The sequence below is a fragment of the Microbacterium sp. genome (genome assembly GCF_049650565.1).
Lineage (GTDB): Bacteria > Actinomycetota > Actinomycetes > Actinomycetales > Microbacteriaceae > Microbacterium.
Map to the genome: position 1 here is coordinate 122552 of NZ_JBASAK010000028.1, position 23039 is coordinate 145590.

At 71.6% G+C, this 23039-nt stretch carries 22 protein-coding genes and 1 tRNA gene; 18 read left to right on the forward strand and 5 right to left on the reverse strand.

What is annotated here, in order from left to right; all coding sequences use genetic code 11:
* The first annotated feature begins 4 nt into the window (after positions 1-4).
* The 8 genes from rpmA (at position 5) to rsfS (ending at position 6482) form a co-directional block, all read left to right on the forward strand.
* Positions 5-262: a 50S ribosomal protein L27 gene (gene rpmA / locus WA967_RS04820; protein ID WP_298867169.1), complete on the forward strand. Its 258-nt coding sequence runs from the start codon at positions 5-7 to the stop codon at positions 260-262.
* A 95-nt stretch (positions 263-357) separates the two neighbouring features.
* On the forward strand, positions 358-1857 hold the full coding sequence (gene obgE, locus WA967_RS04825) for a GTPase ObgE (protein WP_424419756.1): 1500 nt from the start codon (positions 358-360) through the stop codon (positions 1855-1857).
* Complete coding sequence (gene proB / locus WA967_RS04830; RefSeq protein WP_424419757.1) at positions 1854-2642, forward strand: glutamate 5-kinase; 789 nt, start codon at positions 1854-1856, stop codon at positions 2640-2642. Before obgE ends, proB begins: the two co-directional genes overlap by 4 nt.
* Positions 2643-2696: 54 nt before the next feature.
* Complete coding sequence (locus WA967_RS04835) at positions 2697-3974, forward strand: glutamate-5-semialdehyde dehydrogenase (protein ID WP_424419758.1); 1278 nt, start codon at positions 2697-2699, stop codon at positions 3972-3974.
* A gap of 49 nt (positions 3975-4023) precedes the next feature.
* Positions 4024-4233, forward strand: a complete 210-nt coding sequence (locus WA967_RS04840; protein WP_424419759.1) for a hypothetical protein — start codon at positions 4024-4026, stop codon at positions 4231-4233.
* Positions 4234-4237: 4 nt separating this feature from the next.
* Positions 4238-4840, forward strand: coding sequence for a nicotinate-nucleotide adenylyltransferase (nadD, locus tag WA967_RS04845; protein ID WP_424419760.1), 603 nt, complete (start codon positions 4238-4240; stop codon positions 4838-4840).
* Positions 4837-6105 (forward strand): hypothetical protein, encoded by a 1269-nt coding sequence (locus tag WA967_RS04850; protein ID WP_424419761.1) that lies wholly within the window; start codon positions 4837-4839, stop codon positions 6103-6105. Before nadD ends, WA967_RS04850 begins: the two co-directional genes overlap by 4 nt.
* Entirely contained in the window at positions 6105-6482 is a 378-nt protein-coding gene (gene rsfS, locus WA967_RS04855; protein ID WP_424419804.1) for a ribosome silencing factor, read from the forward strand. The genes WA967_RS04850 and rsfS overlap by 1 nt, the downstream gene beginning before the upstream one ends.
* A gap of 12 nt (positions 6483-6494) precedes the next feature.
* On the opposite strand, the gene WA967_RS04860 is transcribed toward rsfS, so the two are convergent.
* Positions 6495-6911 (reverse strand): DUF1003 domain-containing protein, encoded by a 417-nt coding sequence (locus WA967_RS04860; protein WP_424419762.1) that lies wholly within the window; start codon positions 6909-6911, stop codon positions 6495-6497.
* A 111-nt stretch (positions 6912-7022) separates the two neighbouring features.
* Between WA967_RS04860 and WA967_RS04865 the strand changes: the two genes are divergently transcribed.
* The 7 genes from WA967_RS04865 (at position 7023) to WA967_RS04895 (ending at position 15496) form a co-directional block, all read left to right on the forward strand.
* Positions 7023-7098 (forward strand) — tRNA-Ala (locus WA967_RS04865).
* Between the two features lie 82 nt (positions 7099-7180).
* On the forward strand, positions 7181-8428 hold the full coding sequence (locus WA967_RS04870; RefSeq protein ID WP_424419763.1) for an arginine deiminase: 1248 nt from the start codon (positions 7181-7183) through the stop codon (positions 8426-8428).
* A 71-nt stretch (positions 8429-8499) separates the two neighbouring features.
* Positions 8500-10836 (forward strand): FtsX-like permease family protein, encoded by a 2337-nt coding sequence (locus WA967_RS04875; protein WP_424419764.1) that lies wholly within the window; start codon positions 8500-8502, stop codon positions 10834-10836.
* On the forward strand, positions 10833-13511 hold the full coding sequence (locus tag WA967_RS04880) for an ABC transporter permease (RefSeq protein ID WP_424419765.1): 2679 nt from the start codon (positions 10833-10835) through the stop codon (positions 13509-13511). The genes WA967_RS04875 and WA967_RS04880 overlap by 4 nt, the downstream gene beginning before the upstream one ends.
* 27 nt (positions 13512-13538) lie before the next feature.
* The gene (locus tag WA967_RS04885) at positions 13539-14420 is read left to right on the forward strand and encodes an ABC transporter ATP-binding protein (RefSeq protein WP_424419766.1); all 882 of its coding nucleotides are present in this window, start codon (positions 13539-13541) and stop codon (positions 14418-14420) included.
* The gene (locus tag WA967_RS04890) at positions 14420-15100 is read left to right on the forward strand and encodes an ABC transporter ATP-binding protein (RefSeq protein WP_424419767.1); all 681 of its coding nucleotides are present in this window, start codon (positions 14420-14422) and stop codon (positions 15098-15100) included. Before WA967_RS04885 ends, WA967_RS04890 begins: the two co-directional genes overlap by 1 nt.
* Before the next feature lie 60 nt (positions 15101-15160).
* Positions 15161-15496: a hypothetical protein gene (locus tag WA967_RS04895; protein ID WP_424419768.1), complete on the forward strand. Its 336-nt coding sequence runs from the start codon at positions 15161-15163 to the stop codon at positions 15494-15496.
* A 22-nt stretch (positions 15497-15518) separates the two neighbouring features.
* Here the strand turns inward: WA967_RS04895 and WA967_RS04900 are convergent, their stop codons facing one another.
* A complete protein-coding gene (locus tag WA967_RS04900) occupies positions 15519-16655 on the reverse strand; it encodes a calcium:proton antiporter (protein WP_424419769.1) in 1137 nt (378 codons plus the stop codon).
* A gap of 123 nt (positions 16656-16778) precedes the next feature.
* On the opposite strand from WA967_RS04900, the gene WA967_RS04905 reads away from it, so the two are divergent.
* Positions 16779-17888 carry an NAD(P)-binding domain-containing protein gene (locus WA967_RS04905; RefSeq protein WP_424419770.1) on the forward strand — a complete coding sequence of 370 codons (1110 nt, stop codon included), beginning with the start codon at positions 16779-16781 and terminating at the stop codon, positions 17886-17888.
* Positions 17889-17898: 10 nt separating this feature from the next.
* Positions 17899-19074 carry a glycoside hydrolase family 3 N-terminal domain-containing protein gene (locus WA967_RS04910; RefSeq protein ID WP_424419771.1) on the forward strand — a complete coding sequence of 392 codons (1176 nt, stop codon included), beginning with the start codon at positions 17899-17901 and terminating at the stop codon, positions 19072-19074.
* Positions 19075-19117: 43 nt separating this feature from the next.
* Here the strand turns inward: WA967_RS04910 and WA967_RS04915 are convergent, their stop codons facing one another.
* The 3 genes from WA967_RS04915 to WA967_RS04925 are packed head-to-tail and all read right to left on the reverse strand — an operon-like array spanning position 19118 to position 21658.
* Positions 19118-19963, reverse strand: coding sequence for a 3-methyladenine DNA glycosylase (locus WA967_RS04915; RefSeq protein ID WP_424419772.1), 846 nt, complete (start codon positions 19961-19963; stop codon positions 19118-19120).
* Positions 19960-20988: an App1 family protein gene (locus WA967_RS04920; RefSeq protein ID WP_424419773.1), complete on the reverse strand. Its 1029-nt coding sequence runs from the start codon at positions 20986-20988 to the stop codon at positions 19960-19962. Before WA967_RS04920 ends, WA967_RS04915 begins: the two co-directional genes overlap by 4 nt.
* 13 nt (positions 20989-21001) lie before the next feature.
* Complete coding sequence (locus WA967_RS04925) at positions 21002-21658, reverse strand: DedA family protein (RefSeq protein ID WP_424419774.1); 657 nt, start codon at positions 21656-21658, stop codon at positions 21002-21004.
* A gap of 69 nt (positions 21659-21727) precedes the next feature.
* On the opposite strand from WA967_RS04925, the gene pabB reads away from it, so the two are divergent.
* On the forward strand, positions 21728-23008 hold the full coding sequence (pabB, locus tag WA967_RS04930) for an aminodeoxychorismate synthase component I (protein WP_424419775.1): 1281 nt from the start codon (positions 21728-21730) through the stop codon (positions 23006-23008).
* The last annotated feature ends 31 nt before the right edge of the window (positions 23009-23039 follow it).

The window sequence follows — 23039 nt, forward strand, 5'->3', positions numbered from 1 at the left end:
AGAAATGGCACACAAGAAGGGTGCGAGCTCGACCCGCAACGGTCGTGACTCCAACGCACAGCGACTCGGCGTGAAGCGATTCGGCGGCCAGGCCGTCAACGCCGGCGAGATCATCGTCCGCCAGCGCGGCACGCACTTCCACCCCGGTGCGAACGTCGGACGCGGCGGCGACGACACGCTGTTCGCCCTCGAGGCGGGCGCTGTCGAGTTCGGCACGAAGGGCGGCCGCAAGGTCGTCAACATCGTCGCTGCCGCTCAGTAAGCACAGCAGACTTTCTCGGAAGGGGGCGGGCTTCGGCTCGCCCCTTTCCTGCGTATGGGCCCGTTTCGACGAGCTCGGGAACCCGAAGGAGCGACATGGTCACGTTCGTGGACACCGTCACCCTGCACCTGCGAGCAGGCAAGGGCGGCAACGGCTGCGTCTCGGTCAAGCGCGAGAAGTTCAAGCCGCTCGGCGGACCCGACGGCGGCAAGGGCGGTGACGGCGGGGACATCGTCCTGGTCGGCGACCCGCAGGTCACGACCCTGCTGTCCTACCACCACTCGCCGCACCGCAGCAGCGGCAACGGCGGCTTCGGGATGGGCGACTACCGCTCCGGCTATGACGGCGAGACGCTCGAGCTGCCCGTGCCGCTGGGCACCGTGGTCAAGTCGCCCGAGGGCGAGCTCATCCACGACATGGTCGTCCCCGGCGAGCGATTCGTGATCATGGAGGGCGGTCGCGGCGGGTTGGGAAACTCGGCGCTGGCCTCGCCCAAGCGCAAGGCTCCGGGCTTCGCCCTGCTGGGCACGCCCGGCCAGGAGGGCTCGGTCGTCCTCGAGCTGAAGACCGTCGCCGATGTGGCCCTGGTCGGCTATCCCTCCGCCGGCAAGTCGAGCCTGATCGCCGCGATGTCCGCTGCGCGTCCGAAGATCGCGGAGTACCCGTTCACCACACTGCACCCGAACCTGGGCGTCGTGCAGGCGGGCGAGCGCCGCTACACGGTCGCCGACGTGCCGGGACTCATCGAGGGCGCCAGCGAGGGCAAGGGCCTGGGCCTGGAGTTCCTGCGTCATGTCGAGCGCTGCAGTGCGCTGCTGCACGTGCTGGACTGCGCGACGCTCGAGCCCGGTCGCGACCCGCTCTCCGACCTGGACGTCATCCTCGCCGAACTCGCCGCCTACGAGGTGCCGGAGGGGCAGATCCCGCTGCTGGAGCGCCCGCAGCTCGTCGCGCTGAACAAGGTCGACGTGCCCGAGGCCCGCGACCTGGCCGACATGGTGCGCGCCGACATCGAGGCGCGCGGCTTCCGCGTGTTCGAGATCTCCACGGTCTCCCGCGAGGGTCTGCGCCCACTGAGCTTCGCACTGGCGGAGCTCGTCGAGGAGCACCGCCAGGCCGTCGCCGTCGAGGCGCCCGCCGAGCGCATCGTGATCCGCCCGAAGGGCGCGCAGGCCGACTTCACCATCCGGGTCGAGGGCGGCACCTACGGCAACGTGTACCGCGTGCTGGGCGAGAAGCCGGTGCGCTGGGTGCAGCAGACAGACTTCCAGAACGAGGAGGCCGTCGGCTACCTCGGCGACCGGCTCGAGAAGCTCGGCGTCGAGGACGCGCTGCTGAAGGCCGGCGCGGTCGCCGGATCCACGGTCGTCATCGGCACGGGCGACAACAGCGTCGTGTTCGACTGGGAGCCCTCCATCGCCTCCACCGCCGAGCTGATGACCTCGCCGCGTGGCACCGACATCCGCATCGGCGGCACGAGCCGGCGCACCACCGGCGAGCGACGGGAGCGGTATCACGAGCGGATGGATGCCAAGGCGGCCGCCCGCGCCGAGCTGGAGCAGCAGCGTCTGGCATCCCGCGAGGGCGAGGAATGAGCGCGCGCGATCGCGCAGACCTCGCCACGGCCACGCGCATCGTCGTCAAGGTCGGATCCTCCTCGATCAGCGGTGAGGCGTCCTGGCGCATCCCGTTGATCGTGCAGGCGCTGTCCATGGCGCATCGTCGTGGCGTCGAGGTGGTGCTGGTGTCCTCGGGCGCCATCGCCACCGGCATCCCGGTGCTCGATCTCGGCTCCCGCCCGAACGATCTCGCGACGCAGCAGGCCGCTGCGGCTGTCGGCCAGAACATGCTGGTGTTCCGCTACCAGGAGGCGCTGCGGCCGTTCCGCATCGTCGCCGGACAGGTGCTGCTGACCACCGGCGACCTGGAGAACCCCACGCCGCGCAGCAACGCGCGTCGCGCGATGGACCGGATGCTGGCGCTGGGCGTGCTGCCCATCGTCAACGAGAACGACACGGTGGCCACGCAGGAGATCCGCTTCGGCGACAACGACCGGCTCGCGGCCCTTGTCGCGACGCTGCTGCATGCCGACGCGCTGGTGCTGCTGAGCGACGTCGACTCGCTGTACACCAAGCCGCCGATGGATCCGGATGCGGAGCCGATCGACGTCGTCGCCGCGGACGCCGACCTGACCGGGCTCGAGTTCGGCGCGTCGGTCGTCAACAGCGTCGGCACCGGGGGAGCGGCCACGAAGGTGTCCGCCGCCCGCATGGCCGCGGCGGCCGGGATCGGCGTGCTGGTCACGAGCGCGGACCTCGTCGGCAAGGCGCTCGAGGGCGCCCCCATCGGCACCTGGTTCGAGCCCGTCGTCACGGACTGAGACGCCGCCGGTCATACGGCCCTCGGCGACGTCGAGCGCCGATACACTGACCGCATGACCTCATCCGACCTCGCCCCGGCACCTGTCGAGACCGCGCAGGACCGCCTCGCGCGCGCCAAGGAGGCGTCGCGCGAGGTCGCACGCCTGACCAGCGGCCAGAAGGAGCAGGCGCTCGAGGCCATCGCCCGAGCCATCGAGGCGGATGCGGAGCGGATCATCGCCGCCAACGAGCGCGACATCCGGCGCGGACGCGAGGGCGGCATCGGCGATGCGCTCATCGACAGGCTCCGTCTCGACGAGAAGCGCGTCGCGTCGCTGGCATCCGCTGTGCGCGAGGTGGCGGCGCTGCCCGACCCGATCGGCCAGGTGCTGGGCGGGCACCGGATGCCGAACGGCGTGGCCCTCGAGCAGGTCCGGGTGCCGTTCGGCGTTGTCGGCGCCATCTACGAAGCGCGTCCCAACGTCACCGTCGACATCGCGGCGCTCGCGCTGCGCGCCGGCAACGCCGTGGTGCTCCGAGGCGGCAGCGCCGCCAAGGAGTCCAACACCGTGCTGGTGGAGCTCATGCGCGAAGCGCTGGCATCGGTCGGCGTCGATCGCGAGGCCATCCAGACCGTCGACGACTTCGGCCGCGACGGCGCGAGGGCGCTCATGCACGGGCGCGGCTTCGTCGACGTGCTGGTACCGCGGGGGAGCGCCGCACTCATCGAGACCGTCGTGACCGAGTCCACCGTGCCCGTCATCGAGACCGGCGCGGGAGTGGTGCACATCGTGCTGGACGAGTCCGCCCCGCTGGACTGGGCACGCGACATCGTCGTGAACGCGAAGGTGCAGCGCCCCAGCGTCTGCAACGCCGTCGAGACGGTGCTGGTGCTGCGACAGGCCGCGCCGCTGCTCGTTCCCGTGGTGGCCGGCGCGCTGCAGAGCGAGGGCGTCGCGATCCACGGCGACGACATGGTCGCCGGCCTCGTCACCGGCGTGATCCCCGCCACCGAGGAGGACTGGTCCACCGAGTACCTGAGCCTGGACATCTCGATGAAGGTCGTGGACACGCTCGACGACGCGCTCGCGCACATCCGCCGGTACAGCACCGGCCACACCGAGTCGATCATCACGACCGACTCCCGCAACGCGGAACGCTTCCTCGCCGAGGTGGACTCCGCGGTGGTGATGGCCAACGCGTCCACCCGGTTCACCGACGGCGCCGAGTTCGGGTTCGGTGCGGAAGTGGGCATCTCCACGCAGAAGCTGCACACCCGCGGACCCATGGGGGTCTCCGAGCTGACCAGCACGAAATGGCTGGCCAGGGGGTCAGGTCAGACCCGCGGCTGAGCGCTAGACTGGACAGGCGCTCGCCCGACCGCCCAGAAACGGAGCCAGAATGAACCTCGTCGCACAGATCGCGATGGCCGCGGCCGAAGCCCCAGGACACAACGTGATGGCTCAGACGGTCATCGCCGGCATCATCGCGGCCGTGATCTTCGCCGCTCTGGCGCTGGTCACCCTCTCGTACCGCAACGTCGCCAACCGCCACTCGGCCAAGGCCGAGGCATTCGCCGAGAAGCACGGCGAGGACGGGCACAGCCACTAGGCGCATGCAGGATTCCTCTGCTCGGGCGCCGCGCATCGGAGTGATGGGCGGCACGTTCGACCCGATCCACCACGGCCATCTCGTCGCGGCCAGTGAAGTGGCGCATTCCTTCGACCTCGATGAGGTCGTGTTCGTGCCCACGGGCCGCCCCTGGCAGAAGCAGAACGTCTCGCCCAGCGAGCACCGCTATCTGATGACGGTGATCGCCACGGCATCCAATCCGCAGTTCACCGTCAGCCGCGTCGACATCGACCGCGACGGTCCCACCTACACGATCGACACTCTGCGCGACCTGAAGCGCGAGCGCCCGGGAGCGGAGCTCTTCTTCATCACCGGAGCGGATGCCGTGGCGCAGATTCTCAGTTGGAGGGACCATGATGAACTCTGGGACCTCGCGCATTTCGTGGCGGTCTCACGCCCCGGACATGTGCTGAGCACCGCCGGGCTGCCCACGGATGACGTGAGCCAGCTCGAGGTGCCGGCGTTGACGATCTCGTCGACGGCGTGCCGCGACCGGGTCGAGAACGGACAGCCCGTCTGGTACCTGGTGCCGGACGGCGTGGTCCAGTACATCGCAAAGCATCATCTGTATCGGAGCAGGGCATGAGCACATCGGAAGAGAACGGGAAGGTGCAGCTGACTCGCAAGCAGCTGCGCGAGATCCGTCTGACCGGCTCCACGCCGGTCATCAGCGAGGAGGAGGCGGCTGCGGCCGTCGTGCCTCCGACGACCGTCCTGCCGCGTGCCGCAGAGCCGATCGAGATCGCCCCTGCGCCGGTCGAGGAGCGGCCGCACCCGAGTGCACCCCTGACGCGTCGCCAGATCCGCGCGCTCGAGCACGCCGCGGCGGCCGCCGAGCACGCTCCGGCGGCTGACCAGGCGGCTCCTGCTCCGGTGCCAGCCCCGGTCGCGCCCGAGCATGTCCGCGAGACCGTTCCGCCGCAGAGCGCGGGACTCGTCTCAGGCCTTCCGACGTTCACGGATGCGCCCGCCCCCGCACCGCGGTTCGATGCCGTGACCGAGGCGACGCCCGTTGCGGACCCCGCGCCCGCCTCCGTGGATCGCGACCGGGTCGCCGCCATGTTCGAGCGACCTGTCGAGGACGAGCAGACTCCCGCGGCGACCGCGGCGCCCGCCCCGCGCAAGCGCATCGTCCCCGAGGTGATGGGCCGGGGCCTGATGCTTCCGGGACATGTCGCCGATGAGGTCCGGGTCAGCGAGCAGCCCGAGCCCGAGCCCGTCGCGCCCGCGGGTGCTGAGCCCCCGGCTGCCGAGCCGGCGGACGTCGAGCCCAAGACCGTCGAGCCCGAGGGCGTCGAGACCGAGACCGTCGAGCCCGACGGCGTCGAGCCCAAGGGCGTCGAGCCCGATCGCCCGAAGGTCGGCGCTGCATTCGGCATCGGCGTGCAGGCGCGGCGCACCGATCCCGTCGCCGGTGCGCGCTTCGACGACGTGCTCGACGGCACGGCCTCGAACTCCCAGCACGGGGCATCCACGGCGCTGATCTTCACCCCTTCGCCGGGGCTCGGCTCCCTCTCCGGCCCGATCGCCTCCACCGGCGAGATCCTCGTCACGGGCACGTATGCGCTGCCCGAGGGGCTGGGCTCGCAGGGACACGCTCTCGGCGCCGCCGACGGCAGGGCCGCCGACGCGGGATTCATGGACAGCGAGCTCGCCCCGGCGTCCTCGCCCACGCCCATCGCCGCCAGCTCCGCCGTGAGCACCTCCAAGCCCGCGGGCGAGGTCATCCGCCCGCCGGCACCCGACAAGAGCAACAAGCTCATGATCACCCTGGCGATCGTCGCCGGTGGTCTGGCCATCGTCCTCGCCACGACGCTGGTCATCGCCTTCATCACAGGAGTCTTCGGTTGATGCAGTCCCCCCAGAACGCCCTCGAGATGCTCCAGATCGCCGCGAACGCGGCGGACTCCAAGGGCGGTGAGGACCTCGTCGCGCTGAACGTGTCGGAGCCGCTGCCGCTAGTCGACATCTTCCTGCTGGTCACCGGCAACAGCGAGCGCAACGTCGCCGCCATCGCCGACGAGATCGAGGACCAGCTCTTCGAAGCTGGTCACAAGCGCGTGCGCCGCGAGGGCCGCGCGGAGGCACGGTGGGTGCTGCTGGACTTCGGCGACCTGATCGTGCACGTCTTCCACGCCGAGGAGCGCAGCTACTACGGGCTGGAGCGCCTCTGGAAGGACTGCCCCGTCGTCCCGATCGAGATCGCGGAGCGCGTCGCCGGGGAGTAGTCCCGCCGTGTCTCATCGCGCGTCGTCAGCCGGGTGGCGCAGCTCGCGGAGGAGCTCGAGCTGGAGCCGGTTGATGGCCATCAGCTCCTCGATCCCCTTCTTGGCGGCGAGGTTCGTCTCGTAGTCGTGCTGCGCGAGCGCAGCGGCGATGGCATCCTGCCGTTTGGCGGCGATGAGCAGGATCGCGCCCTGGAGACCCGCGAGCATGCTCAGGAACAGGTTCAGCAGGATGTACGGATACGGATCCCATGCCACCGCCGTGAGATTCACCACTGCCCAGGCCAGCATGAGCACGACGAACGCGGCGATGAACGCCCACGAGCCCATCCCGTTGCGCAGGCGGTCCGCTGCGCGCTGACCGCCCGTCAGACGCTCGGCGTGCGAAGTGTGCCAGTTGGTCAGCGGCCGGCTCGTGCCATCAGAGGTCATGTGAGAAATATAGGCGCGCGACACTCCCGGCGATCGCCCGCGATTGGCGATGGTCTGAATCTCCGTAGTATGCTGAACAGGTTGCCGGGCCACAGGCCCCGCAGCGCAGATGGGCCTGTGGCGCAGCTGGTAGCGCACCTGCATGGCATGCAGGGGGTCAGGGGTTCGAGTCCCCTCAGGTCCACCATCGAGGAGCCCCGCGAGAGATCGCGGGGCTTCTTCCGTCCCGGGAATACGATCGTAGGGATCGACATGGGGAAGGAACGACAATGACGACTGCTGTGGACTACGGGGTGCACTCCGAGGTCGGCCGGCTCCGCAAGGTGCTGGTGTGCCGCCCGGGGCTCGCGCATCACCGGCTCACGCCGTCCAACGCCGACTCGCTGCTGTTCGACGACGTGCTGTGGGTCGAGAACGCGCAGCGCGATCACGACGCGTTCGTCGCCAGCATGCGCGCGCACGGCGTGGAGGTCGTCGAGCTGCACGAACTGCTGACGGAGACCCTGGCCGTCCCCGGCGCCACCGACTGGCTGCTGGACCGCAAGATCACCGCCGACCAGGTGGGCGTCGGCCTCATCGACCCGACCCGCGCCTTCCTGGCATCCCTCGGCACCGAGCAGCTGGCGGAGTTCCTGATCGGCGGCCTGGCCACGACCGACCTGCCGGCGGACTACCGCAACGGGTTCCTCGCCCTGGCCCGCGAGTCCACCGGCGCCAGCGAGTACCTCATGCCGCCGCTGCCGAACACGCTGTACACGCGCGACACCACCTGCTGGCTCTACGGCGGCCTGACCATGAACCCGCTGTACTGGCCGGCGCGCCGCGACGAGACGCTGCTGATGAAGGCCATCTACTCCTTCCACCCCGACTACACCGGCTCCCGTGTGTGGTGGGGCGATGCCGAGCACGGCTCGGGACCGGCGACCCTCGAGGGCGGCGATGTCATGCCCATCGGCAACGGCGCCGTGCTGATGGGCATGGGCGAGCGCACCTCGCGGCAGGCCATCACGCAGGTCGCCGCATCGCTGTTCGCGTCGGGCGCTGCCGAGCAGGTCATCGTGGCGGGCATGCCCAAGCTGAGATCGGCCATGCACCTGGACACCGTCTTCACGTTCGTGGACAGGGACGCGGTCATCGTGTACCCGCGCATCATGGATGCCGTGCGCACCGTGACCCTGCGCCCCGGCACGGGCTCTGAGGCCCTGCACGTGACCGACCATGGCGACGCGGCCTTCACCGATGTCGTGGCATCGGCGCTGAATCTCGACCGGCTGCGCGTGCTGGAGACCGGTGGCGATGTGTACGAGTCCGAGCGCCAGCAGTGGGACAGCGGCAACAACGCCGTGGCACTGGAACCAGGCGTGGTCTACACCTACGACCGCAACACGAAGACCAACGATCTCATCAGCAGCGCCGGGATCGAGGTCATCCCGATCGTCGGCGCGGAGCTCGGTCGCGGCCGTGGCGGCGGGCACTGCATGACGTGCCCGATCATCCGCGACGCCGTCGATTTCTGATCTCCCCCTGTTGCGCTCTGCGCACAGCCGGGGCGAGGATGGTCAGCGTTGTGCGCAGCGAATGAGGGACGATGACGTTTTTCGCCAGGCGGGCCCGAGAGCATCTCGGCCGACTGTCGCTGATCGTGCTCATCGTCGTGCTCGCGGTGGTCAGCATCGGCGCGCTCGACGCCGTGGCGCAGCGGATGCTGGCCTCCGGCGCCTCGGAGATCTTCGCCCGTGCCGAACCCGACGCGCAGACAGCGAGGGTCGTCGCCTATCAGGCCGCTGACCCCGCAGCCCAGGACACCCGGGTGCGCAAGGCCGTCGCAGAGGCGTTCACCGGCGCGGATGTCGATGTGTCGCGTCAGGTCGAGGTGGAGGCGCGGGTGCAGTCGGCGCAGGGCGAGCAGCTCTCGCTGCGGCTGCTGCAGGACGACCGCATCATCCGACTCGGTCGCCTCGCCGAGGGGACCTGGCCGACGTCGGGCGGACAGTTCGCACTGACCGCGCCGGCTGCGCGCCGTGCGGATCTCACCATCGGAGATGCCGTCACCCTCACCGACGGCGGAACGCCGCTGACCCTGGCCGGCACCTGGAAGCCCGGCGACCCGGCCGACCCGGCATGGCTCGGCGACCCGTCTGTCGCATCCGGCGAGAGCGACGGGGTCATCGGGCCTGCCGTCGTAGACGCGGCGGCTTTCGCCGCCGTCCAGGACACCCCCACCGTCACGTGGCAGATCACGCCGACGCGGACGGCGCCGGCAGACATCCCCGGGCTGCAGCGCGCACTCACGGCGCTGCAGGACCTGCCGGATGCCGTGGACCCCCAGCACCACGACAACGTCCGCATCGACGGCGAGCTGGGGGCGACGCTTGAGCGCCAGGCCGCTGCGCTGGCGGGCACGCGGGGTCTGCTGGTGGCCCCGCCGCTGATCCTCGCCCTGCTCGGCGCCCTCGTGCTGGGGGTCGTGCTGCGCACGCTGGCGGTGTCCCGCCGTGAGGAGCTCGCGCTGCTGCGGGCGCGCGGAGCCTCGAGCATCCGGCTCGCATCGACCGCCGCCGCGGAGATCGCCGTGGTCGCCGCTGCGGGAGCGCTCCTGGCACTGGCCGCGCTCGCGCCGAGCGTCGGCATCACCGGCACCGGCGTGCTGGCGGCAACCGCTGCGGTCGCACTTTCCGCCGTCGCCGCAGCGACATTCACCGTGCGCAGCGGGATGCGGCCGGACACGGCGCGGTCCGACGCGGGCCTGCGCTCGCTGGCGGCCGTGCTGCTGCCGGCCCTCGTCGCCGCGGGAGCGGCGGCCCTGCCTGCCTGGCAGCTGTTCGGAGCCGGCAGTGTTGTCCGCGAAGACGGCACTGCGGATCCGCTCGCGGCGGCTGCGCCCGCCCTGCTGCTGATCGCGGCGTGCGCCCTCGCACCCGCGGTCGCGGTGCCGCTCGCGGGGCTGGCCGAGCGGCTGCTGCGTCGCACCCGCGGCATCTCGCCGATCCTGCCCCTTCGCCAGCTGGCCCGCCGGATGGGCGGTGCGGCGATCGCGATCCTGTGCCTGGCCCTCGCCACGGCATCCGTCGCACTCGCCGTGGCTGCGCCCTCGGCCGCCCGATCCGCCGAGCAGGGCACGCGGATCGCGCAGCTGGCGGGCGACGTGCGGATGATAGCCGACGATGCCCTGGACGTGCGGGCATCCGAGGTCGCGTCCTGGCCCGGGGTGAGGAGCGTCTCTCCGGTGCTGCGCACGCGGCTGGTCGTCGGCAGCGATGAGGCCGTGCTGCTGGCCGCGCCATCGCACGAACGGGTCGGCGGGATGAAACTTCCCGTCGGCTCCGACGGCGGCATCCCCGTGGAGGTCACCCGCAGCCTCGCCGACCGGCTCGAGGCCGCCGGCGGCACGGTGTTCACGGGCGAGGTGCGCTTCAGCGCCCAGGCTGTGCGATTCCGCGTCGCCCGCATCGTCGATTCCCTGCCGACCGTGGGAACCGGCTGGGGGGTGGCCGTCGCCGCGGAGCAGCTGAGCCTCACCGGCGCCGACATCGCGCCTGACGAGCTGTGGGTGGACAGCAACGAGCCGGCGGACACCGTGCGCAGGCTGCGGGCGGCGACCGCGCACCCCGCCCGCCTCCTCACCGCCGCGCAGGTGAGTGCGACGCCGGTGACGTCCGTCGCTCCCACTGTGCTCAGCGCCGGTGCGCTGGCGGCTGCCGCGCTCGGGGTCCTGGGCTTCCTCGCCGCGGCTTCGGCGATGGGCGGCGAGCGCCGCGGCGAACCCGTGGTGCTGCGCGCGCTCGGGCTGTCGCGCCGCCGTCAGCGTGCGATGAGAACGGGGGAGACGGCGGGGGTGGCGATCTACGCGGTGCTCGTCGGCGGCGCGCTCGGCGCGGTCGTGGCCTGGCTCGTCCTGCCCGTGGTACTGGGAGCGGGCGCATGAGCGGGCGGACGCGGCTGCTGACCCGGGGCGCGGCGACCACGCCGCTGCTGTCGCTGCTGGTCATCGTCGTGATCGCGGTGCTCTCCGCACTGGCCGTGGCGGCGCCCGCGCTGCTGTCGGACGGGCGCACGGCCACCATCCGCCGCGGCGTGGCATCCGTCCCCGACCTCACGCGCTGGCCGTCGGCGACCGCACCGGGGCTGCCGCTCGCCAGTCGCACGTCCGACGACGGCCTCGGCGTCTGGGGCGGTGCGCTGGCGGCGGTCGAGCAGGTGCGCCGCACCCAGCCGGAGCCGCTGCGCAGCCTGTTGGGCACGCCGCGCATCACCGTCGGACTGGATCCGTCCGCGACGGTCGACGACGACCCGCAGCGCACCACCCCGGTGCCGCTGAACCGCGTCGGGTTGATCTCCGACCCGGGTCTCGCTGGGCGTGTGGATCTCGCCGAGGGACGGATGCCGGGAAAGACCGATCCCGCCGACGGCGTCGAGATCGTGTTCACCCGCGAGGTCGCCGACGAGCTGAAGTGGCGGGTCGGTGAGCGGCGCCGCTGGGACCGGCTCGAACTGACCCTGGTCGGCATCGTGACGCCGAACGGCAAGGATGCCGGGGACTGGACCTTCATCGGCGGATCGGCGACCCCGCGCGTCGAGGTCGACGGGGGCGGCAACCGCATCCTGATCGGCGCGGCGTTCATGCAGGTCGACGAGGCCTCGCTCCTGGACGAGTGGACCAGGAACGCCAAGATCAACTCCTGGATGCCGTTCTGGACCACGGGAGTGGACGTGACCACCGCCGAACGCGCCTCCGCGCAGCTGCGCCTGCTCTCGGCCGACGTGGTCGCGATCCGCATGCCGGACAACGGCTTCTACAGCCGTGGTCTGCAGTTCCACTCCGCGCTGCCGCAGGCGCTGGATGCCGGCATCTCCCGCGCGAACGCCATGACGCCCGTCGTCACCGTGGCGGCGGTCGGCCCGATGATGGTGGCGCTGGTGGTGCTGACACTGGTGGCCCGGCTCATCGCGGTGCGGCGGGTGGCGGGCATCCGCGTGCTCCGCGCACGAGGCGCCTCCCTCGGACGGCTGATCGCCCTGCTCGGCGGGGAGGGTGCGCTGCTGGGCGTGATCGGAGCCGCGGTCGGCGTGGGCGGCGCCGCAGCGATGTGGGGCCTGGACGGCGGCTGGGTGCTGGCCGTGCCCGTCGTCCTCGCGCTCGTCCCGGCTGTCGCCCTGCCGTGGAGCACGCTCGCGGACGCCGCCGCCGAGGGTCGCCGTGACCTGGGCGAGAAGCACGGCCGCGGGACCGGGAGGATCGCGCTGGAGCTGCTGGCGCTCGCGGCGACAGCCGCACTCGGGATCCTCGTGATGATGCGCGGGCAGGGCGGCGGCGCGGATCCGGTGCTGCTGGCGCTGACCGTGCTGCTGGGCGTCGCGGGCAGCATCCTCACCCTGAGACTGCTGCCCGTGCTGCTGAGGCTGGCAGAGCGCCGCGGGGCGCGCCGCGCATCGCTGGAATCCCTGCTGGGCCCGGCACGCGCGCGCCGGGAGTCGGCCGTGCGCACCGCACCCGTCTTCGGCGTCGTCGCCGGGCTCGGCGTGGCCGTCTTCTCCATCTCCTTCGCGGCGACGGTCTCCGGCGGCATCGTGCGGGCGGCCGACATCGACGTCGGAGCCGACGTGCGGGTGGATGCCGCCTACATCACAGATGCCGCGGTGAAGGACGTCGCAGCGCTGGACGGCGTGGCCGCGCTGGCGGCGACGCAGGACGGCGGCAACGCGCAGATCTCCGCAGGCACGACCGAGCAGCAGACCAGGGTGTACGTGCTGGACCGTACCGCGTTCGCGCGCGTGCAGCAGGGATTCGACACGCGCATCCCGCTGCCGGCGTCACTGGGCGAGCGCGCGGACGGACCCGTGCCGGTGGTCATGTCGCAGGGGCTGTGGAACGAACTGGGTGGCGCGGGCGCGAAGCTCAAGATCGGCCGGACGCCGGTTCGGGTGGTGGGCGTCGTGACGTCGGACGTGCCCTTCGGCAGCACCGACGAGTGGGTGATCGTCGATGTGGGGGGTGCGAAAGCCGTCGGGCAGGACAGCACCGGCTACTCCCAGCTGTATCTCGCGACCGAGCCCGGCTCCGACCCGGATGCCGTCGGCGCCGCGGCCGTCGCCGCAGCGGGCGGCAATGCCGTGTTCACAACCCCCGAACGCGTCGTGGCTGCGCACGCCGAGGATCCCGGCTACGCCGTCGTGCGCGGCGCGCTGCTGGCGGCCAGTGGGATCGTGGCGGTGCTGCTGACCGTCGCGATCATCGCCACGCTCGCACTGGGGGCGGACACGAGGGCGCGGATGCTGGCGATCCTGCGCACGCTGGGGAGCGTCCGCCGCACGGCGGGCCGCCTGGTGGCCTGGGAGGTGGCGCCTGCGCTGCTGCTGGCACTGCCGTTCGGCGTGGGCGCGGGAGTCGCGACGGCGATGCTGGTCATCCCGCAGCTGGATCTGCGGGGTTTCGTGGGAGGGTCGGCGCAGCCGCCGGTGTCGCTGGGCGGCGTGTGGGCGCTCGCGGCCGTGGTCGGATTCGCACTGGTCGCCGCGTTCTCCGTCGCGGTGGCCGCAGGACTGGCCGCACGGCTGGATTCTGCGGACGCGATCCGCGCGGGCGATGAGCGGATGCCGTGAGCCGGAGGTCGGGAGAGGATGAGTGACATGTCGGATGGTGCGATCGTCTGCGCGGGCCTGGTGCGGATCTTCACCGCGCAGGGCGTGGAGGTGCAGGCGCTGCAGGGACTCGAGCTGCGGGTGGCGACGGGCGAGATGGTGGCGCTGATCGGCGCCTCCGGATCGGGCAAGAGCACCCTGCTCGGCATCCTGGCCGGGCTCGACAGGCCGACGGCCGGCTCGGCGCGCGTGGCGGGGCACGATCTGGTGACCATGCGCAGCGCGGAGAGGCTGAGATACCGCCGCAGCAGTGTGGGGTTCGTGTGGCAGCAGTCCGCCCGCAATCTGCTGCCGTACCTCTCGGCACGGGAGAACATCGCCATGGTCCACGAGATGGCGGGCGTCGTGCCACGGGGGGAGCGGGGGGCTCTCGCCGACGAGCTCCTGACGCAACTGGGCGCCGCGGACTTCGCGGACAAGCGTCCCGCACAGCTCTCGGGCGGGCAGCGGCAGCGCGTCGCGATCGCCGTGGCTCTCGCCAACCGGCCGCGCGTGCTGCTGGCCGACGAGCCCACGGGCGAGCTCGACGATCAGACCAGTGCCGAGGTCCTCGCGGCGATGGAGATCGTCAATCGCGAGCGCGGCGTCACCACGCTCATCGTCACGCACGATGCCGGTGTGACCGAGCACGTCGAGCGCACCGTGCGCATCCGCGACGGGCGCACGTCGACGGAGACGCTGCGCAGCCGCAGCACGGGTGAAGACGGCGTCGCCGTGCGCACGGCCAGGGAGTACGCGGTGCTCGATCGTGCGGGACGGATGCAGCTGCCGGCCGACTTCGTGTCGGCCCTCGACCTGCGCGAGCGGGTGAGGCTGAGCCTGGAGCCCGATCATGTGCGCGTCGCGCCCGACCGCGAGGAGGATTCCTGATGAGCGCCGTGCTGGAGGCCGAGGCGCTGTCCCGGGTCTTCCCGAGCCCGTCGGGCGACGTGGCGGCCGTGCGCGAGGCGGAACTGTCCGTGCGGGCGGGAGAGCTGGTGGTGGTCGCCGGCAGGTCGGGGGCGGGCAAGACCACGCTGTTGACGATGCTGGGCGGTCTGGACCGTCCCACGTCCGGTCGGGTGCTCGTCGACGGCGCCGACCTCGCTGACGCCTCCACCGACGTCGCCGCTCTGCGCGGATCGCGCATCGCCTCGATCTTCCAGACTTCCGGGCTCATCCCGGTGCTCTCGGCGGCCGAGAACGTCGAGGTGCCGCTGCGCATCCGCCGGATGGCGCCTGCCGAGAGGGATCGCCGTGTGGCGGACGCGCTGCGCGACGTGGGCCTGGCCGATCATGCCGGGCAGCGTCCAGGGGAGCTGTCCGGCGGCCAGCAGCAGCGCGTCGGGATCGCCCGCGCACTGGTGATGGCACCCGGCATCCTGCTGGCGGACGAGCCGACCGCCCAGCTGGACAGCGAGACCGGTGCGCAGATCATGGAGCTGATCGCCCGCCTCGTGCACGAGAACGGCACGGCTGCGATCGTCGCCACGCACGACGCCGCGATGGCGGCGCGCGCCGATCGCGTGCTGGAGCTGCACGACGGAGTGCTGCGCGACCGTCGGGGCTGAGCTTCTCACCCGGATCGGGAGCACAATGGAAGTACCGGGAGCAGCGCGAAGGAGCAGACCATGGTGGACACGATCGAGGCAGAGCAGCAGGCGGACCGCATCAGGACCGCCATCGAGGCGCCGATCGCGATGGGACCCGGCTTCCTGCGCGGCGACATCGATGTGCAGGACATGACGGACGCCATGATCGCCGCGGTGCGCGGCTACCAGGCGCAGGAGAGGGAGGCCGGCCGTGACCTGGCGCCTCTGGGCGCCCGATCGAACGAACTCATCCCCGTGCTCAAAGAGCTCATCACCTGCGGGGGCGGCTATCAGGCCGGGCGGTGCGATGCGGACTGCGTGGCCCGCACCATGACCTATCTGGTGGGGGAGTTCGGCACCGCCGAGAAGGCGTGAGCACAGGCCCGCCGACCGGCGCTCAGGCGAACACGCTCAGCCCGTACAGCACGAACACCAGCAGGTGCACCGCGCCGTGCAGCGGCGTGAGCCTGCGGGCCGAGTACGTGGCCAGCGTCAGCAGCAGCGAGGCGCCCAGCAGCACCAGGTTCACCGGAGTCTCGGCGAGCAGCACGTGCTGCCCGGTGAGCAGCCCGATCGTCAGCACCGCGGGGATCGTGAGTCCCGCCGTCGACACCAGCGCACCGTGGCACAGGTTGCTGACCCGCTGAGGCTCACCGCCGGCGGCCGCGCGGATGGTGGTGATGGTCTCGGGCAGGAAAACGATCATCGCGATGAGGATGCCGGAAAGCGCGACCGGAGCCCCCAGACGATCCAGTCCCTCGTCCAGCAGGACGGCCATGTCGTGCGAGAGCAGCACGATCGGCAGCACCATCGCGATCAGCAGCGCGGTGCGCGCTGTCAGCTCGGCGCGGTGCTCGGAGAGCACCCGCGGGATCGGCGGACGAGCGGGAGCGGATGCCGGTGGCGAGGCCTCCTCGATCTCCTGGAAGTCCGTGCGCTGCGCGCCCATCTGCCGCACCAGGAAGAAGGCGTACACGCCCACGGTCAGCATCACCACGATGATCGCCTGCGCGGGCGTGTAGGCCCCCGTGCCGTCGCCGATCAGCCCGGGGAGGGCGAAGGCGACGGTCAGCAGCACGATCAGCATCCCGAGATACAGCGAGACGCCCGTGCTGTTGGCGCGCCGATCCGGATGCCGGTACCCGCCCACCAGCAGGGAAGCGCCGATCACCAGGTTCATGATGATCATCGACACGGCCATCACCGAATCGCGGGCGATGGTCGCATGCTCACCCGGCCCCAGCATGACGGCTGAGATGAGGATCACCTCGATGGCGGCGATGGACAGGGTCAGCACCAGGGTGCCGTAGGGGTCGCCCAGGCGGTCGGCGAGATGCTCGGCCTCCGTCACCACGCCGAACGCGCTGACGGTGATGACCGCGACGATGCCGGCCAGTATCAGCCACAGCAGCCAGACCGGGAGCGGACCGGCGAGCAAGGGCGCCAGCACGAGCAGCAGGAGGAAGGAGCCCCAGCCCAGCACCAGCCGCAGGACGGCGATGGGGGTGAGGGTGGAGCGCAGCAGGGTTCGCATGGCGGATGCCGAATCCGCAGGGCCGTCCCCGCCTGTGATCTCTCCGCCGGGTCGTCCCGGCGGTCGCTTGCCGGCCAGTGTAGCAAGGGAACATCCGCACCCTTCCGGGCGTTGGGCCGCGGTGTGAGCATCCTTCAGAGCATCGTGATCGGAGCCGGCCAGGCGGGCCTGTCGACGTCGTACCACCTGAAGCGACTCGGCATCGGGCACGTCGTGCTGGATGCGAACGAGCATCCCGGCGGGGCCTGGCAGCACCGATGGGACGCGCTGACGATGCTCGACGTGCACGGCGTCGCGGAGCTGCCCGGCGACAGCCCGCCCGCGCACACGACGGAGCGCGCCAATCAGGCCGTGCCGCGCACCTTCGCCGCCTATGAGCACGAGCACGGCCTGCCGATCATCCGGCCCGTGACCGTGCGCGAGGTGAGTGACGACGGGGGGATCCTCGTGGTGCGCGCCGCCCGGGCCACCTGGCGCACGCGCACCCTCGTGAACGCCACGGGCACCTGGTCGAAGCCTTTCCTGCCGCACTACCCGGGTATGGAGACCTTCCTCGGCGAGCAGCTGCACACCGTCGACTACCCGGGCCCTGAGCACTTCGCCGGCAAGCGGGTGCTGGTCGTGGGCGGTGGAGCCTCTGCCGTGCAGTTCCTCGGCGCGCTGGCCCCGATCACCGATACCGTGTGGGTGACGCGCCGTCCGCCGGTGTGGCGCACCGATGACTTCACGCCCGAGGCGGGCGCCGCGGCCGTCGCCCTCGTCGAACAGCGCGTCGCGCGGGGCCTGCCGCCGCAGAGCGTGGTGAGCGTCACCGGACTCGTGCTGCGTCCGCAGGAGCGCACGGCCGAACGGCTCGGCGCGTACGCTGCCCGCCGTGAGATGTTCCAGAGCATCGAGCCCGACGGCGTGCGCTGGGCGGACGGATCCTTCGAGCGGGTCGACGTGATCCTGTGGGCCACCGGTTTCCGTCCCGCCATCGCACACCTGGCGCCGCTGCATCTGCGCAGCCCGCAGGGCGGCATCCAGCTCGCCCGGAACGGCCGGGGGACCACTGCCGTCGCGGATCCTCGGATCCAGCTGGTGGGCTACGGCCCCTCGGCCAGCACCATCGGCGCCAACCGCGCGGGGCGCTCGGCGGCCAAGGGCGTGCGGCGCAGTCTCGACGGACTCGAAGCAGGGCCCTTCGACAGGCTCAGGAACCCATCAGTGGGAGTTGTCAGCGTCATCGCCTAGAGTCGCAGGCATGCGCAGATCCGCCTGGGGCACGGCGATCGCAGCGCTCGCCGTGATCGCCCTGGTCGGCTGCGCGCCCGCAACAGCTCCGGCCGGGCCGACGGGATCACGGGCCGCGTCGCCGACCGCGACCCCCACCCCGACTCCGACCCCGGATCCCGTGCAGGCGGCAGTGGCGCGGATGAGCCCCGCCCAGCAGGCCTCCAGCGTCGTGATGGGCACGATCCCGGGAACCGACCCCGCCGCCCTCCGCGCATTCATGGCCTCGGGTGCCGACGGCGCGCCGCTGGGCGGCTTCATCCTGATGGGCGACAACATCGCCGCTGACGCCGCCGCCGAGCGCACTGTGACGGACGCCCTCACGCTGGATGCCGACCTGCCGCCGCTGATCGCCATCGACCAGGAGGGCGGCTACATCTCCCGGCTGCCGTGGGACACGCTGCCCGGTGGAAGGGGACTCCAGGCCGACGATCCCGCTCGGGTGCAGCAGGTCTTCGCACAGCGAGCGAAGATGGTCGCCGAGATCGGCGCGAACCTGAACTTCGGCGTCATCGCCGATGTCCCCGCCAATCCCACGGCGTTCATCGCGCCACGCGCGCTGGGTGCGGATCCGTCGTCCGCAGCCGCGCGCGTGACCGCGGCCGTGAACGGTGAGAAGGGCGTCGTGCTGTCCACGCTCAAGCACTTCCCGGGTCACGGAGCGACGCCGGGTGACTCGCACGTCAGCATCCCGCACACAGACCTGGCACTGGCGCAGTGGCGGCAGGGCCCGGCGGTGCCGTTCCAGGCCGGCATCGCCGCCGGAGCCGAGGTGCTCATGTTCGGCCACCTGGCGTACGCCGCCGTGGACTCCGCCCCCGCCTCGCTGTCGCCGCGCTGGCACGAGATCGCCCGCGACGAGCTGGGCTTCGCCGGGCTCACGATCACCGACGACATCGGCATGCTCACCTCCTCGGGGGTGCCGGCCTACCGGGGCCTGGTGGCCGACGGCGTGGCGGCGATCGCGGCCGGCAACGACATGGTGCTGGTCATCGCGGGCTCCACGCCGCAGACGGCCGGGCAGATCGCCCGGGCCATCGTGCAGGCCGTGCAGGACGGTAGACTGCCCGCCGCGCGACTGCAGGATGCCGCCGAGCACGTCATGGCGCTGCGCATGCAGCTGGCGACACTTCGACCGGCTCAGTGACCCCGTCAGGTCAGTGCCCCAGTCAGGTCAGTGCCCAGCCAGGTCAGTGCCCCAGCCAGGCCGCCAGCATCCGCTCCCGCATGACCGCGCCGCGCTCGGCGAAGCCGCGCTGGCGGCGCACGTACTCGGCCTTGCCCTCCGGCGTCTCGATGCGCACCGGCTGCACGCCCCACTCCGACAGATCGTAGGGCGCGGCCTCCATGTCCAGCAGGCGGATGTCCCGCGCCAGCTCGAAAGCGTCCAGCAGCAGCTCGCCGGGAATCAGCGGCCCGAGCTTCACGGCCCACCTGTACAGGTCCATGCCCGCGTGCAGGCAGCCCGGCTGCTCCAGATCGGGCTGCGAGTCGCGCGTGGGCGACAGGCGGTTGCGCGGCACGGCATCCGGCGTGAAGAACCGGAACGCGTCGAAGTGCGTGCAGCGCAGTTCGTGCGCCTCGACCACGGCATCCGTGCCCGCCTGGCCCAGTCGCAGCGGCGCCGGATGCCGGTGCTCGGCCTCGCGGTAGACCATGGCCCACTCGTGCAGGCCGAAGCAGCCGAACTGCCCCGGGCGAGACGCTGTGCGGCGCAGCATCCGCTCCACCAGGCCCGCCAACTGGGGCTTCTCGGTGCGGAAGGCCTCGGGATCCGGCATCACGGCATCGCCGAGGCCGGCGGGGGTGTACCAGCGCCACCCTGCGCGCTCCGGTGCGTCCTCGAGCACGATTCCCGAGCCCGGATGCCAGCGGCGCAGCAAGGCGGGCTTGTAGCCGTAGTACGTGAACAGGAAGTCCCACACCGGGTGCTTCTCGCCGCGGGCCGCGCGCTCGCGGTGCGCCGCGGTCAGGGCATCCGCGCGCTCCTGATGCACTCCGGCGCGCTGCATCCACGCGTCGCGGGGCAGTCTCATGACGCGGTGTCGATGATGCCGGCCTCGCGCAGCCGATCCCGCAGGCCCGCGCCGTCCTCGGCGCTCACCCAGGGTACGGACCCTGCCACGTGCTGGACAGTGGCGCGGCCACCGGCCAGCACCGCCTCGGCGGGCAGCAGGCGGCGGATGGCGACGCCGGCGACGGACCCGGGATTGCGCTCGAGGAAGTCGGAGTAGATGGACTCGTCGTGCTGCCCGTCGTCGCCGATGAGCAGCCACCGCACGCCGGGGAACTCCTCGGCCAGTCGTTGCAGGTTGCTCGTCTTGTGGTCGCGGCCGCTGCGGAACCAGCGGTCATGGGTGGGGCCCCAGTCGGTGAGCAGCATGGCCCCCGCGGGGAACAGGTTCCGGGAGAGGAACCTGCGCAGCGTGGGCGCCACGTTCCACGCGCCCGTGGACAGGTAGATGATGGGTGCGCCGGGGCGATCGCGGCGCAGCTGCTCCAGCAGCACGGCCATCCCGGGCACGGGTGTGCGCGCGTGCTCGTCGAGCACGAAGGAGTTCCACGCGGCCACGAACGGCCGGGGGAGGGCTGTGACCATGACGGTGTCGTCCACGTCGCAGACCACGCCGAAGCGCGCATCGTCGGCGACGATGAACGCCGTGGCCTCCACGGGCTCCCGGCCTTCGACGGACATCGTGAAGGTCTGCCAGCCGGGAGAGAGGTCCGCGGGAATGACGGTGTCGATCACGCCGCCGCGGTCGGCGACCACGTCGTGCGTGCGTCCGCCCACGTGCACCTGCACGGCCGCGTAGCCGACCGGGATGCCGGCGAATGCGCGCCAGCCGCGTGCGCCGGCCGCCTCGTCGCGCGCCTTCTTCGGCACAGGCGGCAGGATCAGCACCCGCCCGACCACCCGCACCCAGCCGGTTCCGCCGTAGCCCGGAATCGGGACGACGGTCGCCGAACGACCACGTCTGCGGGCGCGGCGTTCGCGCGAGACATGGACGCGGTGTTCGAGTCGGGCGAACCAGTGGATCTTGGCCGCGGAGGCGGAGGGCATCGCATCCAGTCTTTCACGCTTCGTGCTGCGACTCATCCCTCATATGGCGCTCCTCGCGGCGGGCGATGACCTTCTTGACCACCAGCACCCCGATCAGCAGCAGGGCGATGATGCCGACGAACACGTATCCCGCGTAGTGCATGCGCTGGGAGAGCTCGGGGTAGCTGCCCGCGGCGCCTGCGGCCAGGCCCACGTAGGCGGTCGTCCACAGCACGCAGGCCGGCAGCGTCCAGGCGATGAAGCGCCGGTACGCGTAGCCGCTCATGCCCACGGTCAGGGGAACCAGGGAGTGCAGCAACGGCAGGAAGCGCGACAGGAAGATGGCGATGCCCCCGCGCTTGCGCAGGTAGCGCTCGGACCGCTCCCAGTGCTCCTCGCCGATGCGTCGGCCCAGCCAGGAGTGCCGGATGTGCGGTCCCGCCCAGCGGCCCAGCCAGAATCCCAGTGATTCGCCGATGAGCGCGCCGACGATCACGCTGACGCCCAGCGCGATGCCCTGGCCCCACGACGCGACCCCGAGCGCCGCCACGAGCACGACCGTGTCACCGGGCACGATCAGGCCGACGAGGATGCTGGTCTCCAGCATCATGGCGGCTCCGGCGAGCAGCGTGCGCAGGACCGGATCGACGGACTGCACCGTCTGGATCGCCCAGAGCACGAAGTCGTTCACCCCATGAGCGTACGGCCTCCGAGCTCTCGGACGCTGAGAACGGCGCCGTGCGCCCCTACGCTGGGAGACGTGCCCGCTCCCCGCCCTCTTCAGGCTCTGCCGCTGGCTGCCGTCGTCGATGCCGAAGCCGTCTTCCTGCGACTGCTCGCCGACCGGAGCACGGCATTCTGGCTGGATGCCGGCGTTGACGCATCCGAGGGCTGGAGCGTCCTCGGCACCGGCCGTGTCGAGCAGGATCCGACTGCGGTCCGCTCCGTGTCGCTGGACACTGCCGCCCTCGCAGACGATCTGCCGTTCCGCGGCGGCTGGGTGGGCTGGCTCTCGTACGAGGGCGAGGGAGCCTGGATCACGGTGGAGCGCGCGATCGCCGTCGACCACGCCACCGGGCGCGCGTTCGCGCTCGCCGCCGAGGATGAGGCCGACGCCTGGCGTGCGGAGGTCCTGGCTGTCGTGCCCACGGCATCCGCTGCTCCTCCGGCAGAACCCGGGCCGAACCTCGCGAGCGCCCGTCACGGTGTCGACGAGTACATGCAGCTCGTGCAGGAGTGCCGTGCCGCCATCGAGCGCGGTGACGCGTACCAGCTGTGCCTGACGACGCGCTTCACCGCCTCGCGTCCGCGGGATCCGCTGTCGGTCTACCGCCGGCTGCGGGCGGCGACGCCTGCGCACCACGGCGGGTTCATCCGCGTGGGGGAGCGGATGCTGCTGAGCGCCAGTCCCGAGCAGTTCCTCGAGGTCTCAGCGGGAGTGGCGCGGACCAGCCCCATCAAGGGCACCCGGCCGCGGGGTGCGGACGCCGAGGAGGACGCCCGCCTGGCGGCCGACCTGCAGGCGGATCCCAAGGAGCGCGCCGAGAACGTCATGATCGTCGACCTCATGCGCAACGATCTCTCCCATGTCGGCGTGCCGGGGACGGTCGACGTGGAGCGCCTGTGGCAGGTGGAGACGTACCCCGCCGTGCATCAGCTGGTGAGCACCGTGAGCGTGCGGCTGCGCGAGGGCACGACCGTCGGGGATCTCGTGGACGCGGCCTTCCCCGCGGGCAGCATGACCGGGGCGCCGAAGGAGTCGGCCATGGCCATCCTGCGCCGGCTGGAGGGCGCTCGCCGCGGGGTCTACTCGGGCTGCTTCGGGCACGTGGGGCTGGACGGCAGGGTGGATCTGGCCATGGTCATCCGCTCCATCGTCGTCGAACACGATCACGCGTACGTCGGTGCGGGAGGGGGGATCACGTGGCTGTCGAAGCCGGATGCCGAGGCCGCGGAGGTCTCCGTGAAGGCAAGGGCGCCTCTCGCGGCGCTGGGGGCAGGGCTGCCTCACGAGTGGGCGGCGCTCCTCCAGTCGCGATAACCTGGAACATCCCGCTTCTCGCGGGCTCCCT

What these genes read in the sequence shown, in the direction of transcription:
- rpmA (WP_298867169.1), top strand. Translation starts at nt 5, where the DNA reads ATGGCACACAAGAAGGGTGCGAGCTCGACCCGCAACGGTCGTGACTCC.
- obgE (WP_424419756.1), top strand. Translation starts at nt 358, where the DNA reads ATGGTCACGTTCGTGGACACCGTCACCCTGCACCTGCGAGCAGGCAAG.
- proB (WP_424419757.1), top strand. Translation starts at nt 1,854, where the DNA reads ATGAGCGCGCGCGATCGCGCAGACCTCGCCACGGCCACGCGCATCGTC.
- WA967_RS04835 (WP_424419758.1), top strand. Translation starts at nt 2,697, where the DNA reads ATGACCTCATCCGACCTCGCCCCGGCACCTGTCGAGACCGCGCAGGAC.
- WA967_RS04840 (WP_424419759.1), top strand. Translation starts at nt 4,024, where the DNA reads ATGAACCTCGTCGCACAGATCGCGATGGCCGCGGCCGAAGCCCCAGGA.
- nadD (WP_424419760.1), top strand. Translation starts at nt 4,238, where the DNA reads ATGCAGGATTCCTCTGCTCGGGCGCCGCGCATCGGAGTGATGGGCGGC.
- WA967_RS04850 (WP_424419761.1), top strand. Translation starts at nt 4,837, where the DNA reads ATGAGCACATCGGAAGAGAACGGGAAGGTGCAGCTGACTCGCAAGCAG.
- rsfS (WP_424419804.1), top strand. Translation starts at nt 6,105, where the DNA reads ATGCAGTCCCCCCAGAACGCCCTCGAGATGCTCCAGATCGCCGCGAAC.
- WA967_RS04860 (WP_424419762.1), bottom strand. Translation starts at nt 6,911, where the DNA reads ATGACCTCTGATGGCACGAGCCGGCCGCTGACCAACTGGCACACTTCG.
- WA967_RS04870 (WP_424419763.1), top strand. Translation starts at nt 7,181, where the DNA reads ATGACGACTGCTGTGGACTACGGGGTGCACTCCGAGGTCGGCCGGCTC.
- WA967_RS04875 (WP_424419764.1), top strand. Translation starts at nt 8,500, where the DNA reads ATGACGTTTTTCGCCAGGCGGGCCCGAGAGCATCTCGGCCGACTGTCG.
- WA967_RS04880 (WP_424419765.1), top strand. Translation starts at nt 10,833, where the DNA reads ATGAGCGGGCGGACGCGGCTGCTGACCCGGGGCGCGGCGACCACGCCG.
- WA967_RS04885 (WP_424419766.1), top strand. Translation starts at nt 13,539, where the DNA reads ATGTCGGATGGTGCGATCGTCTGCGCGGGCCTGGTGCGGATCTTCACC.
- WA967_RS04890 (WP_424419767.1), top strand. Translation starts at nt 14,420, where the DNA reads ATGAGCGCCGTGCTGGAGGCCGAGGCGCTGTCCCGGGTCTTCCCGAGC.
- WA967_RS04895 (WP_424419768.1), top strand. Translation starts at nt 15,161, where the DNA reads ATGGTGGACACGATCGAGGCAGAGCAGCAGGCGGACCGCATCAGGACC.
- WA967_RS04900 (WP_424419769.1), bottom strand. Translation starts at nt 16,655, where the DNA reads ATGCGAACCCTGCTGCGCTCCACCCTCACCCCCATCGCCGTCCTGCGG.
- WA967_RS04910 (WP_424419771.1), top strand. Translation starts at nt 17,899, where the DNA reads ATGCGCAGATCCGCCTGGGGCACGGCGATCGCAGCGCTCGCCGTGATC.
- WA967_RS04915 (WP_424419772.1), bottom strand. Translation starts at nt 19,963, where the DNA reads ATGAGACTGCCCCGCGACGCGTGGATGCAGCGCGCCGGAGTGCATCAG.
- WA967_RS04920 (WP_424419773.1), bottom strand. Translation starts at nt 20,988, where the DNA reads ATGCCCTCCGCCTCCGCGGCCAAGATCCACTGGTTCGCCCGACTCGAA.